This window comes from Nannocystis punicea (assembly GCF_026965555.1).
GTDB lineage: Bacteria > Myxococcota_A > Polyangia > Nannocystales > Nannocystaceae > Nannocystis > Nannocystis punicea.
This window is the reverse complement of record NZ_CP114040.1, coordinates 13153956-13167512: the sequence shown is the minus strand read 5'-3', so window position 1 is coordinate 13167512 and position 13557 is coordinate 13153956. Positions and strand designations below refer to the sequence as shown.

9 protein-coding genes are annotated in these 13557 nt (G+C 71.0%); 7 read left to right on the top strand and 2 right to left on the bottom strand.

Annotation, left to right across the window (positions count from 1 at the left end; translation table 11 throughout):
• Window positions 1-466 precede the first annotated feature (466 nt).
• Window positions 467-1939 carry a glycosyltransferase family 4 protein gene (locus O0S08_RS50790; RefSeq protein WP_269036806.1) on the bottom strand — a complete coding sequence of 491 codons (1473 nt, stop codon included), beginning with the start codon at window positions 1937-1939 and terminating at the stop codon, window positions 467-469.
• Between the two features lie 53 nt (window positions 1940-1992).
• The gene (gene wecB, locus O0S08_RS50785) at window positions 1993-3186 is read right to left on the bottom strand and encodes a non-hydrolyzing UDP-N-acetylglucosamine 2-epimerase (RefSeq protein WP_269036805.1); all 1194 of its coding nucleotides are present in this window, start codon (window positions 3184-3186) and stop codon (window positions 1993-1995) included.
• A gap of 33 nt (window positions 3187-3219) precedes the next feature.
• Here wecB and wecC point away from each other — a divergent pair, with 33 nt between their 5' ends.
• The 7 genes from wecC (at window position 3220) to O0S08_RS50750 (ending at window position 13459) form a co-directional block, all read left to right on the top strand.
• A complete protein-coding gene (gene wecC, locus O0S08_RS50780) occupies window positions 3220-4491 on the top strand; it encodes a UDP-N-acetyl-D-mannosamine dehydrogenase (protein WP_269036804.1) in 1272 nt (423 codons plus the stop codon).
• On the top strand, window positions 4488-6101 hold the full coding sequence (locus O0S08_RS50775; RefSeq protein WP_269036803.1) for a heparinase II/III family protein: 1614 nt from the start codon (window positions 4488-4490) through the stop codon (window positions 6099-6101). Before wecC ends, O0S08_RS50775 begins: the two co-directional genes overlap by 4 nt.
• A 38-nt stretch (window positions 6102-6139) precedes the next feature.
• The gene (locus tag O0S08_RS50770) at window positions 6140-6733 is read left to right on the top strand and encodes a nitroreductase family protein (protein WP_269036802.1); all 594 of its coding nucleotides are present in this window, start codon (window positions 6140-6142) and stop codon (window positions 6731-6733) included.
• A 532-nt stretch (window positions 6734-7265) separates the two neighbouring features.
• Window positions 7266-7997 (top strand): site-2 protease family protein, encoded by a 732-nt coding sequence (locus O0S08_RS50765; protein ID WP_269036801.1) that lies wholly within the window; start codon window positions 7266-7268, stop codon window positions 7995-7997.
• 62 nt (window positions 7998-8059) lie between these two features.
• Window positions 8060-9514, top strand: coding sequence for a TIGR03790 family protein (locus O0S08_RS50760; RefSeq protein ID WP_269036800.1), 1455 nt, complete (start codon window positions 8060-8062; stop codon window positions 9512-9514).
• 118 nt (window positions 9515-9632) lie between these two features.
• A complete protein-coding gene (locus O0S08_RS50755) occupies window positions 9633-10532 on the top strand; it encodes a DUF2804 family protein (RefSeq protein ID WP_269036799.1) in 900 nt (299 codons plus the stop codon).
• A gap of 158 nt (window positions 10533-10690) precedes the next feature.
• Entirely contained in the window at window positions 10691-13459 is a 2769-nt protein-coding gene (locus O0S08_RS50750; protein WP_269036798.1) for a beta-propeller fold lactonase family protein, read from the top strand.
• Window positions 13460-13557 lie beyond the last annotated feature (98 nt).

The following is a 13557-nucleotide window of genomic DNA, read 5'->3' as shown; positions in this document are numbered from 1 at the left end:
TGGACCCGACGTCGAGCGCCCGCAAGGGCGAGGGGGATCCGTCCTTGCGGGCGTGGTGTGTAGATTTCGCCGGAGCGATGAAAGCGACGGCTCGGGCGCGCGCGGGAAAAAAGCGCCGCGGGCGACCATCACGCCGATTGGCGCACGAGTTCAGCCGTCGTCGTCGAACAGGCTGCCGTCGTCGAGGAACGGCACCATGAGCATGATGCTCGCGAGCAAGATGGTGGTGTGATTGAAGAGCACTGGCCTTTGGGACCTCCTTTGTCGCCGCGCGACACGACGAATTGTGCATGGACTCGCCGACCCGGCCACGACCTGGACATGACCGGGACCACGACCGAGGCGTCGCCGCCACCCGCGGCCAGCTCCTCGTCGTGAGCCCGGTGGGCCGCGCAGAACGTCGATCCATCGCCGTTACCGGCCAGCCGCTGCGGCGCGCGGTGTGCTCTCGATTACGCCGTCGCGACTAACGCCGCGACGGCGACTGGTCGGCGAGCAGGCCCACGACCCGCTCGAGCAGCACCAGCTGCTCCGGCTGCAGCTCCGGCAATCGGGCCACCAGCGCCAGCCGCAGCTCCGCTCCTTGCGGCAGCGGCAGGCTGAGGAAGCCCCACGCCTGCGAGTCGTCGCCGCACTTCACCGCCGTCGCCGTCCCGCGCCGCAGCTCGAACCCGGGCACCCCGATGCGCGCCAGGATCGGCGCGAGCGACGGCGACAGCTCGCGCCAGCGCGCCAGCGCCGGATCTTCCATGTCCTTGAAGTCATGTCCCTTTCGCCTTGTCTCTTCGGACAGGCGATCGAGGTCGGCCAGCAGCTCGACCACCGCGCGCCGGCGGTCGCGGAGCACCAGGCGGTCGCCGGTGAACGCCGGCAGGTGGCGCAGCAGCTCGTGGTAACCGAGCAGCCCCGCGACCACCAGCAGCCCCGCCCCCGCCCCCGTCAGCGTCCACCAGCCGCCGACGCCGATCACGTTGAGCAGCGCCAGCGCGGCGAACATCCCCGTCGTCAGCCACAGCACCGCCACCCCGCGCCCGTGCGTGAAGCCGCGGGCGAGCAGGCGGTGATGGATGTGATCGCTGTCGGGCGCGAAGATCGGCTGGCCGCGGGCGGCCCGGCGCGCGATCGACAGGCCCATGTCGAGCAGCGGCAGCGCCAGCACCAGCAGCGGCAGCGACACGTCGATGATCGCCACCCGCTCCGGCACCGGCGCGATCTGCAGCAGCAGCGCCGGCAGCAGGAAGCCGAGGAAGTAGCTGCCCGCGTCGCCCATGAACACGCGCGCCGGGTGGCGGTTGTGCACGAGGAACCCGAGCACCCCGCCCAGCGCCGCCGCGCTGACCCACCCCAGCGCCAGGTCCGGCTGCGGATGCAGCAGCGTCGCCGCCAGCACCACCGCGAAGCCGATCGCAGTGTTGCCGCCGGCGAGCCCGTCGAGCCCGTCGCTGAGGTTGATCGCGTTGACCGACGCCACCAAGAAGCCGAGCGTGATCACCGGCTCGACCGCCGCCAGCGGCCCGAGCAGCTCCGCCATCGCCGGCCAGCGCAGCCCGACGGCGAACACCGCCACCCCCGCCGCGAACAGCTGCAGCGCCAGCTTGACCCGCGCCCGCGCTCCCACCAGGTCGTCGTACAGCCCGACCAGGCCGCACAGCAGCGCCCCGAGCAGCGCCCCGCTGAGCGGATTGCGCGACAACCATTCGTGCACGAGCGACAGCTCGCTGGTGCCGACCAGCCCGCGGAACGCGACCGCGCCGATGCCCACCATCATCACGAATCCGCCGACCCGCGCGATCTCGCCCTGATGGACCTTTCGCAGGCTGATCTCGCGGTCCGACCGGCCCAGCGCGCGCCAGCCACGAATGGCCCACGGCATGGCCACGGCCACCAGCACGAACGCCACGAGCGCGGCGATCCACAGCACCCACGTCGCGGCGCTCACCGGGGCCTCCCGGCGTTCCCGCGTCCACGTGCGCCGACGGTCACCCGGCGATCCTACCTCATGTCGGTCGCAGCTCGCTCGCTCCGGGCCTCTGGCCACGGCGTCACCGACGCCGCCGGCAGGCCGAGGCGCCGGCGCAACGCCGCAGCGCAGCGCGAAGCCGCGCGACCGTCCCCGTACGGGTTCTTGCGCGGACAGACAGCCGCGTAGGCGGCCGGATCGTCGAGCCAGTGCCGCGCAGTCGCGACCAGCAGGTCGGTGTCATAGCCGACCAGCACCGCGCAACCGGCCGCCACTCCCTCCATGCGCTCCGTGGCCGTGCGGGTCACCAGCACCGGCTTTCCGAACTCCGGCGCCTCCTCCTGGAGCCCGCCCGAATCGGTGATCACGAACATGCAGCGCTTGAGCAGCCACACCGCCGACATGTACTCGAGCGGCTCGAGCAGAAATACGTTGCCGAGCCCGCCGAGCAGCCCGCGCGCCGCCGATTGCACCGCCGGGTTGAGGTGGACCGGATACACGAAGTCGACCCCGGGATAGGCGCGGGCCAGCGTGGCCAGGCCGGTGCACACCGCTGCCAGGCCGCCGGCGAAGCTCTCGCGGCGGTGGCCGGTGACCAGCACGAACGGCCGGCCCTTGGCGAAGCGGACCAACTCGGGCGCCGGGGCCCCCTCGAGCGGCAGACGGCTGGAGGCCCAGCGCAGCGCGTCGACCACGGTGTTGCCGGTGACCTCGATCGCCTCCGGGGCCACGCCCTCGGCGAGCAGCGCCTCGCGGGCGGCGGGCGTGGGGGCGAGGTGAAGGGTGGCGAGGCGGGCGATGAGCTGGCGATTGGCCTCTTCGGGGAACGGCGCCGCGAGGTCGAGGGTGCGCAGGCCGGCCTCGACGTGGGCGACGGGGATCCGGCGATGAAAGGCCGCGAGGGCGCCGGCCAGCGCGGTGGTGGTGTCGCCCTGGACGACGACCCAGTCGAACCGCAGGGCGTCGAGCACCGGGTCGATCCCGTCGAGCAGGCGGGCCATCAAGCTCGACAGCGACTGCGCCGGCGTCATCGCGCTCAGCTCGACCTCGCACTGCAGCCCGAACGTGTTGAGGATCGGCGGCACCAGCTCGCGGTGTTGCCCGGTGCAGCACAGCGACACCTGCCAGTCGGTGTACGTCCGCAGCGCGCGCTCCACCGGCGCCAGTTTGATCACCTCGGGGCGAGTGCCAAGAACGATGAGGATCCGGGGCCCAGTGGACGGCATCGGCGCGACCCAGATAGCATGCCTGAAAAGCCGGTGACCATTTCACTTAACGAACCCCAATCCGACGGTGCGGCCGCGCTCGATCTCGACGTCTGCGTCGTCGGCCTCGGCTACGTCGGCCTACCTACCGCCGCAGTGCTCGCCACGCGCGGTCGTCGCGTCGCCGGCTTCGACCTCCGGCGCGACATCCTCGACACCATCAACGCCGGGCGGATCCACATCGTCGAGCCCGAGCTCGACGCCCTCGTGCGCGCCGCCGTCCTCGCCGGCACCCTGCGCGCCGTCGCCGAGCCCGTCCCCGCGCGCACCTTCCTGATCTGTGTACCCACACCGATCACTTCCGACCACCGCCCCGACCTCGCCGCGGTCGAAGCCGCCAGCCGCGCCCTCGTGCCGGTGTTGCGGCCCGGCAACCTCGTCGTCCTCGAATCGACCGTCCCGCCCGGCACTTTGCGCGACCTCGTCGCCCCGATCTTGCGCCAGAGCGGGCTTGTCGTCGGCAAGGATCTGTTCGTCGCGCACGCCCCCGAGCGCGTGCTGCCCGGCGCCGTCCTGCGCGAGGTCGTCGAGAACGAGCGCATCGTCGGCGGCCTCACCGACGCCTGCACCGACCGCTGCGCGACCTTCTACGAGGGCTTCGTGCGCGCCGAGGTCCACCGCACCAGCGCCGAGGTGGCCGAGTTCACCAAGCTGGCGGAGAACGCCTACCGCGACGTCAACGTCGCCTACGCCAACGAGCTGGCCAACGTCAGCGCCCACCTGCACCTCGACGTGTGGGAGGTGATCCGGCTGGCCAACCGCCACCCGCGGGTCCAGATCTTGCGCCCCGGGCCCGGCGTGGGCGGGCACTGCATCGCCGTCGATCCGTGGTTCATCGCCGCCAGCGCGCCCGAGCACACCCCGCTGATCCAGGCCGCGCGCCAGGTCAACGACGGCCGCCCCGAGCGAATCTTGGGCCAGGTCCGCGGCCTCGCCGGCAAGCTGCGCGCGCCGACGATCGCCCTCCTCGGCCTGTCCTACAAGCCAGACATCGACGACCTGCGCGAGAGCCCGGCGCTGCACATCGCCGAGGCCGTGCACCGCGAGGCGCTCGGCGACGTGCTGCTGGTCGAGCCGCACCTCCAGAGCTCGCCGATCGCCGGCTGCCCGCTCGTCTCGCTCGACGACGCGCTCGCGCGGGCCGACATCCTCGCCATCCTCGTCGCCCACCGCGACTTCCGCCGCCTGCGCTCCGCCGACCTCCTGCGCGTCATGGTCGTCGACGCGGTCGGCCTGCTGGCCGGCGCCGACAACAAGCGCGTATGACCACTCCCCGGCTCTTCCGTCACGGCCCCGGGACGCTTTTCCGCACGGCGTCGCACCTGCCTCCGCGGCAGATCGCCTACCAGCTGCGAAGGCGCCTCGGCGGCCCCGCGCGCCGGCCCAAGGCCACCAGCCTCGAGGGCGTCACCGGCCTGCTCGCTCGCATGCCCGCGCCCACACCCGAGGGCGAGCCGGGTCCCGATGGCGTCTGTCTCTTGAGACAGCCGCCGCACGACCCGCTGCGCGCGGGCTGGGAGCCGCCGGTCGGCCTGCTCTACCTCTACACGTTGCATTACCACGGGTGGTTGCAGCGGCTCCGGCCCGCGGTCGCGCTGGCGACGATCGAGCACTGGATCGCCAATCACACCGAGGGCGTCGGCTGGGAGCCCTACCCGACCGCGGTGCGCGCGCTGCATTGGCTCGGCTGGCTCTCGGGACATATCGACGATCTCGACGGCATGACCCGCCGACGGCTGCTCGCCTCGCTCGCCGGGCAATTGCGGCACCTCGAGCGCCACCTCGAGCACCACCTCGACGGCAACCACCTCTGGACCGACCTCGCCGCGCTGGCCGCCGGCGCCCTGGCCCTCGACGGCCCGCGAGCGCACCTGCTCGCGCCTGCGGTCGGGCGCTTCGCCGCGGTCACCTCCAAGCAGCTCGCCCTCGACGGCTTCCACCGCGAGCGCACGCCCTCCTATCATTGCCTGCTCGCCGAACAGCTCGCCGGCGTGGTCGCTCTCGGCCCCGAGCGCGCCGAGCCGCGCGCCGCCCCGCTCCTGCGCGACAACCTCGCGCGCATGCTCGCAGTCCTGCCCGCGTTCACCCACCCCGACGGCGACGTCGCCCTGTTCGGCGACAGCCAGCGCGGCCTCGTCAGCCCCGCCGCGCTCGCCGCCCGCTGCGGCTCGGTCCTGTCTCAAGGGACAGATTACAACGCCCCCGCCTCCGGCCTGTTCCGCCGCGCCTGGGGCCCGTGGACCTTGCTGTGGAACGCCGGCGGCCTCGGCATGCCGCAGCAGGTCGGCCACATCCACGGCGACTGGCTCGGCTACGAGCTCTCGCTCGGCGGCGAGCGAGTGGTCGTCGACGCCGGCGTCGGCACCTACGAGGTCGGCCCCGAGCGGACCTACGCCCGCAGCACCCGCGCCCACAACACGGTCACCGTCGGCCCCGGCGACGCCGATCAACATGAGCTGTGGGCCAGCCACCGGATCGGCGGCCGCGGCGAGCTCGTCGACCTGTCCTTCGGGACATCCGAGCTCTCCGCCGGCGTGCGCGGCTTCCGGTCGCCGGCCGTGCATCACCGGCGCCTGTCGTGGGACGGCGAGCGCCTGCGCTGCCTCGACCGCGTCGTCCCCGACCACGGCGAACCTGTCCCCGCGACCATGCGCGTCCACCTCCCGCGGGCCTGCGAGCTCGCCGTCGACGGTCCCCGGGTCCGCGTGCGCACGCCCGAGGGCCGCCGCTTCGCCGTCCGCGGCCCCGACGACCTGCGCTGGCAGACCAGCGCCGCGCCGGGCTGGACCGCCATGGCGAGCCCGGCACCGCGCCACTGCCTCGCCTTGCCCGCGGGTCCCGCCGGCCTCGAGATCGTCTTCGAGCTCGAGCCCTGAGCCCGGGCAGTCCGGGCCTGTGATAGATCGGTCGGCGCATGACCGCGACCCCTCGCTCGCCCGACGCCGACGTCCACCCCATGTTCCTCGACCGCTGGTCGCCTCGCGCCTTCCGGCCCGAGCCGCTGACCGACGCGCAGCTCGCCAGCCTGTTCGAGGCCATGCGCTGGGCCCCGTCCAGCTACAACGAGCAACCGTGGATGGTCGTGTACGGCCACGGCCCCGGCACCGAGGATCACAAGCGCGTGCTCGGCTGCCTCGTCCCGTTCAACCAGTCGTGGGCCCACAACGCCCCGCTGGTGATGATCCTGTTCGGCCGCCGCCGCTTCGCCGCCTCGGGCAAGCCCAACCGCCACGCCGGCTTCGACTGCGGCAGCGCGTGGATGTCCCTCGCCCTGCAAGCCCGCGTCCTCGGCCTCCACGCCCACGCGATGGCCGGCTTCGACGAGGCCAAGGCCTACACCGAGCTCGGCGTCCCCGAGCCCGACTTCGAGGCCATGGCCGCCATCGCCGTCGGCGTCCAGGGCGACCCCGCCGATCTGCCCGACAGCCTCCGCGCCCGCGAGGGCGCCAGCGCCCGCGTCCCCACGTCGAGCTTCCTCCACCGCGGCCGCTTCACCGCCGCCGGCTGACCTGTCCCCGCGGACATCCCGACCGCCCCGCACCCAGGACGGCTCCTTTCATCAGCGGCCGCCACCTGTCCCCGCGGACATCTCGGCCGCACGCGGGACCCTCCGCCGCGACCCGCGGGCATTCGGTCACGGTCGTCGCTCACGACCTCGATGAAGTCGCCGCCGCCACTCCGGCTTGCCGGCTGTCGCGCCACACCTGTCCTCGAGGACATTTTCGCGGGGCGAAGCCACCTCCCTCGCAGCCTTCAATTTTCAGCCTGTCCCGGAGGACATATTGCACCACCGCCGTCTCCGAGCCCCGGGCACCGCACCATCCCGCCCGCGCCTCGCCCGGGAATAACCCCTGCGAATCACCTGTCCTTCGCGCCAGGTCCGCTCGCGCACCTCGCTGCAGAAGCGCGCAGACCTCTTCGCAGCGCCATCGCCGCCGCCTGCGCCGACGAGCGTCCCCGTGCGCTTCGCCTCACTGCTGCCTGCCTGGCGCGGCCAGCGACCTTGACCCTCGCCGACGCGTGCGCATGGTGGCTTCATCATGCAATGGTCATGGTCGCTTGGCCGACTGTTCGGCATCGAGACGCGGGTCCACGCCTCCTTCGTCCTCGTGCTCCTGTGGGCGGTACTGAGCAGCTACGGCGGCGGTCCTGCCGCCATCGCCTACGGTCTCGCCTTCCTGCTGGCGGTGTTCGCCTCGGTCGTGGCCCACGAGTTCGGCCACGCCCTGACCGCGCGCAGCTTCGGGATCTCGACCCGGCAGATCTTGCTCCTCCCGATCGGCGGCGTCGCCCAGATCGACGGCGCGCACATGCCTCCGCGCGAGGAGTTCATGGTCGCTCTCGCCGGCCCGCTCGTCAGCTTCCTCCTGTCCGGCCTGTTCTTCGCCGTCGCCGCGCTCACCGGTGACTTCACGCCGCACTCCTTCCTCGGCGCGCTGGCGTGGGCCAACCTCGGCCTCGGCGTCTTCAACTTGCTGCCGGCCTTCCCGATGGACGGTGGCCGCGTCTTCCGCGCCCTGCTGTCGGCGCGCATGGGCCCCCTGCGCGCCACCGAGATCGCCGCTGCCGTCGGCAAGTTCGCCGCCCTCGGCCTCGGCGCCTACGCGATCGCCAGCGGTCGCACGATGATGACCGTCGTCGCCGTCTTCCTCTGGTTCGCCGCGAACGGTGAGGCCGGACTCGCCGCCCGCCGCTACTCACGCGGCCCCGAGGACCCCGCGCTGTGGCGCCGCACGAGCGGCTTCCCGCGCAAGGGCGGCCGGGGCTGGTGAGGCCCTGGAACGTCGTCTCCGGCCCCCACGGCGCGCGTAAAGCCCGCTGATACGATCGCGGGATGCCCCGGCCCGCGCGCCCTCTCTCCGCGCTCATTCTCCTCGCCTGCGCCTGCAGCCAGGGCCCGGCCGAGACCACCGACGGGGCCGCGAGCACCGGCGCAGGCACATCGACGTCGACCGGCGAGGAGCCCACCACCCTCGCGCCGACCTCGTCGACCACCGGCGAGGAACCTGTCTCTTCGACCAGTTCGAGCACCGGCACGACCGCCGACCCGACCACGAGCACGACCACGGGCAGCACCACCGGCGGACCGGTCGCGCCGACGGTGATCCTCCCGCGCGCGTCGATCCAGCCGGAGGAGCTGGCCGTCCTCGCCAACGACCAGGACCCGCAGTCGATGGCCGTCGCCGCCCACTACATGGCCGCCCGCGGCCTGCCGGCGGACAACCTCGTCGTCCTCAGCTTCGCCCCGCCGGGCGACGCGCTGGCGGCCGACGTCTTCGCCGGTCTCCAAGGACAGGTCGACGCCGCCCTCGGCCCCGACATCCAGGCGCTGGCGATCGCGTGGACCAAGCCGTATCGCGTCGAGTGTCAGTCGCTCGTCAGCGCCCTCGCTCTCGGCCACGACCCGGGCAAGTACTGCAGTCAGCCGTGCAGCGAGACCGACCCGAGCGGCTACTACAATTCGAGCTCCCTGCGGCCGTTCGCCGATCACGGCCTGCGACCGGCCATGCACCTCGCCGGCACCTCCGTGGAGAACGTGCAGGCGGTGATCGATCGCGGCGTCGCGGCCGACGGCAGCGCGCCGATCGGCACCGGCTACTTCGTGCGCACCACCGACGAGGCACGCAGCGTCCGCTGGCCCTCCTTCGTGGCCACCGTCGACCAGTGGAGCCCGCAGCCGATCTCGATGGAGTACATCGACAACGCCATGGGCATGGGCTCGAACACGCTCGAAGGCAAGACGGACATCCTCTTCTACTTCACGGGCCTGGCCGACGTCCCCGGGATCGCCGCCAACACCTACCTGCCCGGCGCTGTCGCCGACCACCTCACCTCCTACGGCGGGCAGATCTGCGACAGCGGGCAGATGAGCATCTGCCGCTGGCTCGAGGCCGGCGCGACCGGCAGCTACGGCACCGCGACCGAGCCGTGCAACTACCCGGCGAAGTTCCCCGAGACGCAGGTGTTCGTGCCGCACTACTGGCGCGGCGAGACGCTGATCGAGGCCTACTGGAAGTCGGTGAATTGGCCCGGCGAGGGCGTATTCGTCGGAGAGCCGCTCGCGCGCCCGTACGCCGGCGCGACCGTCGAGTTCGACCCGGACGATCTCTCGCTCCAGATCCTCACGACACAGTTCGTCCCGGGCGTCACGTACACCATCGAATCGGGGCCGAGCGAGGCGGGCCCGTGGACTGCGCTGGGCGAATTCACCCCGACCGTCGACATGGTCCACCAGGTCGACATCGCGAGCGCGACCGAACCCTTCTACCGGATCGTCGGGCCCGGCTGAACTACTGTCATTTTGCCGGTGTTTCATCGCCTCGCGCGACGCTTCCGCACGCCCGCGCGGCGATCCGCGGTCGTCGGCCGCGACGCTAATGAAACATCGTTATTGACAGGACTTTCTTATGCAACTCGAAGAGAAGTGGCTCGTCCGCACCCCGCGCGTCGAGGGCGCCCTGCGGCAGAAAGAGTGGTGGTTCTCCGACCTGCACGACCCCGGCTCGCAGGTCTACATGAGTTGGTCGTTCGCGCGCGCGTTCGCGGTCGACAAGTTTCGCCTGTGGCTGTGCGACCTCGCCGGTGACGAGAGTTGGTCGGTCGACCACAACCTCTACCTCGAGCCGGCGCAGGCCCCGGGCGTCCTCGACCTGCGGCACCGCGGCTCCGTCGACCTCGAGTACCGCGGCGACGGCGACGGCCGGGCGGTCTTCCGCGCGCGCACGCCGGACTTGCGCGTCGACCTCGAGATCTGCCGCGAGGGCCTGCCCTTCACCCGACGCGACAATTACTTCCGTTGTAGCTACTCCCTCTTGCACCAATTCTTCAACCGAGTCCGCGGCGAGGTCGAGGTCGGCGGGCGGCGGTTCGCCGTCGACACCGCGCGCTCCTACTACGATCATTGCTTCGGCGTCGTCCCGCGGCGCGCCTCCTGGCAATGGCTCGCGGTGCAGGGTGACGACATCGCGCTGGCGTCTCTGGTCAACCACGGCCCGTACGCGCAGCGTTACACCCAGGTGTACTGGCAGGGGGCCTGGCACCGGCTCGACCCCGACGTCGACTTCGACTACGACAAGCGCGACCTCGCTGCCCCCTGGCGGGTCCGCTCGCGGGAGCTCGACCTCGTCGTGCGGCCTCGGCGCGTCCATCGCGACCGTGTCACCATTCCCCCGCTCGTGCCCTTCCTCGTCGACCTTCAGCACAATGAATTGTTCGTCGAGGTCGAGGGCGAATTGCGCCTGGGAGGGGTTTCCGTGCCCCTTCGGGGCCTCACCGGGGTCGCCGAGGAGCACGACGGACGCTGGTGATAAAGAGCGCCGGCGTGTTCGGGACGCCCCTGATGATCCGCCTGCGCACTGTACATACATGTGCTCTTTATTCAGTCTTCACATGACATTCAAAATGATCAAAGGAGACATCGATCAGTCCTTGTCGGCGGCGTCGGCGCCTCGGTACTGTGACTGCGATGGAAACTCGCAATTTGTGCATCAGCTCGCTCGTCACGCTCCTCGCCATAGGCGGCACCATTGAGTCCGCACAAGCCGCGACGCCCTTCGCCGCCTTCGAGAGCGGCCAGGTGCGCCCGCTGGCGATGAACCAGGCCCGCACCCGCCTCTACGCGGTCAACACCCCGGACAACCGTCTCGAGGTCTACAAGATCAAGTCGAACGGCGGCCTCGAGCACGAGGCGTCGGTACCCGTCGGACTCGAGCCCGTCGCCGTCGCGGTGCGCAACGACGACGAGGTGTGGGTCGTCAATCACCTCTCGGACAGCGTCAGCGTCGTCGATGTCGACGACGACACCCCGTATGTCAAGCGCACCCTGCTGGTCGGCGACGAGCCGCGGGATATCGTGTTCGCCGGCCCCGGCAAGTCGCGCGCCTTCATCACCGCGGCGCACCGCGGCCAGAACGCCCCGTTCGTCCCGAAGCTGACCACCCCGGGGATCGGCCGCGCCGACGTATGGGTCTTCAACGCCAACAACCTCGGCAACAACCTCGGCGGCACCCCGCTGACGATCGTCAATCTGTTCAGCGACGTCCCGCGCGCGCTGGCCGTCTCGCCGAACGGCAGCAAGGTCTACGCCGCCTCGTTCGTGTCCGGCAACCGCACCGCGGTCGTCGCCCTCGCGCTGATCCCCGACACCGGTGAGGCCGACGGCGGCATCCCGCTGCCGAACACCAACCACGCCGGCATCCCCGAGCCCGACATGAGCCTCATCGTCAAGTACGACGGCGCGCACTGGGTCGACGAGCTCGGCCGCTGGTGGGACGACAAGATCAAGTTCAACCTGCCCGACAAGGACGTCTTCGTCATCGACGCCAACGCGGCCACCCCGGCGCTCGTGCCCGGCAACGCCGGCTTCTTCCGCAGCGTCGGCACGGTCATCTTCAACATGATCGTCAACCCGCAGAACGGGAAGGTCTACGTCTCCAACACCGAGGCGCGCAACGAGGTCCGCTTCGAGGGCCACGGCGAGTTCGCCGGCACCACCGTCCGCGGCCACGCCGTCGACAACCGCATCACCGTCCTCGGCAGCGGCAACTCGGTGCACCCGCGCGACCTCAACAAGCACATCGACCGCGACGACTGCTGCGGCGCGATCCCCAACGACACCAACGCCCTCAGCGTCTCACAGACCCTCGGCATGGCGATCACCGCCAACGGCAGGACGCTCTACACCGCCGTCCTCGGCAACGACAAGGTCGTCCTCTACGACACCCAGGACCTCGAGAGCGACGACCACTGGCCCGACGACATCGATCAGATCGAGGTCAGCGGCGGCGGCCCGACCGGCCTCGTGCTCGACGAGCACCGCGATCGCCTGTACGTCCTGACCCGCTTCGACAACGGCATCTCGATCATCGACACCGACGACCGCGAGGAGATCGGCCACGTCACCATGCACAACCCCGAGCCGGCGTCGCTGGTGGTCGGCCGCCGGTACCTCTACGACGCCGCGTTCACCTCGAGCAACGGCGACCAGGCCTGCTCGTCGTGCCACATCTTCGGCGACAAGGACGAGCTCGCGTGGGACCTCGGCGACCCCGACCACGACGTGACCGACCCGCCCGACATCCTCAAGGACGAGTTCTTCGACTTCCAGGTCCCGTTCCACCCCAACAAGGGGCCGATGACCACCCAGAGCCTGCGCGGCCTCGCCAACCACGGGCCGATGCACTGGCGCGGCGATCGCAACGGCGAGGGCCAGGGCGCCAACGTCCAGCCCGACGGCGGCGCCTTCAGCGAGGTCGCGGCCTTCAACGCCTTCAACGTCGCCTTCGAGGGCCTGGTCGGGCGCAACGGGCCGCTGACGCCGCAGCAGATGCAGGCGTTCACCGACTTCCAGCTGCAGGTGATGTACCCGCCGAACCCGATCCGCGCGCTCGACAACAGCCTCAACGCCGACCAGGCCGCCGGCCGCGACTTCTTCATGAACGTCGAGACCTTCTCGTTCGTGCCCCAGCGCAAGTTCACCTGCGAGGGCTGCCACCGCCTCGACCCGACCGCCAACCCGACCGACCCGCACCCCGGCTTCTTCGGCAGCGACGGCGAGATCGTCGGCGGCGAGTTCTCTCAGACCTTCAAGATCCCGCACCTCCGCAACATGTACACCAAGGTCGGGACCTTCGGCTTCCCCGGCGGCGACCCGGTCTTCAACACCGAGGGCGTCAGCGCCTTCTTCGACGACGCGCACAAGGGCGATCAGATCCGCAGCTTCGGCTACACCCACGACGGCTCGAAGGACACGCCGATGCGCTTCTTCAACGCCTTCGTCGCCACGCCGGTCACCCCCAACGGCTTCACAAACTTCGAGCAGATGCGCCAGGTCGCCGAGTTCACGTTCGCCTTCGACACCAACCTCAAGCCGGTCGTCGGCCAGCAGATCAGCCTCACCGCCACCAATAGCGCCGTCGTCGGCCCTCGCATCAATCTCCTGCGTCAGCGCGCCGACGCCGGCGATTGCGACCTGATCGCCAAGGCCCACGTCGGCGGCCACGAGCTCGGCCTCTACTACTCCGGCGGCGCCTACGTCACGAGCTTCTCGGCGCTCCCGCCGCTCAGCGACCTCGCCGTGCGCGTGCTGGCTCAGACCGGCAAGCCCGTCACCTACACGTGCACGCCGCCAGGCTCGGGCTTCCGCCTCGGCGTCGATCGCGACGGCGACGGTCACCGCGACGGCGACGAGCTGCTCCACCACAGCGATCCTGCCGACCCCAACGATACGCCCTGAACGCAGTCATCGCCGGCCGCGCCCGCACGAATGGCGAGCGCGGCGGTCTTCAACTGCGCCCGTTCATCGTCGATCCCGGTGTGGCATCATGATCCACG

Coding starts and splice junctions, on each gene's coding strand:
- O0S08_RS50760 (WP_269036800.1), top strand. CDS start 8,060: ATGCCCCGGCCCGCGCGCCCTCTCTCCGCGCTCATTCTCCTCGCCTGC.
- O0S08_RS50750 (WP_269036798.1), top strand. CDS start 10,691: ATGGAAACTCGCAATTTGTGCATCAGCTCGCTCGTCACGCTCCTCGCC.
- O0S08_RS50765 (WP_269036801.1), top strand. CDS start 7,266: ATGCAATGGTCATGGTCGCTTGGCCGACTGTTCGGCATCGAGACGCGG.
- wecB (WP_269036805.1), bottom strand. CDS start 3,186: ATGCCGTCCACTGGGCCCCGGATCCTCATCGTTCTTGGCACTCGCCCC.
- O0S08_RS50755 (WP_269036799.1), top strand. CDS start 9,633: ATGCAACTCGAAGAGAAGTGGCTCGTCCGCACCCCGCGCGTCGAGGGC.
- O0S08_RS50770 (WP_269036802.1), top strand. CDS start 6,140: ATGACCGCGACCCCTCGCTCGCCCGACGCCGACGTCCACCCCATGTTC.
- O0S08_RS50775 (WP_269036803.1), top strand. CDS start 4,488: ATGACCACTCCCCGGCTCTTCCGTCACGGCCCCGGGACGCTTTTCCGC.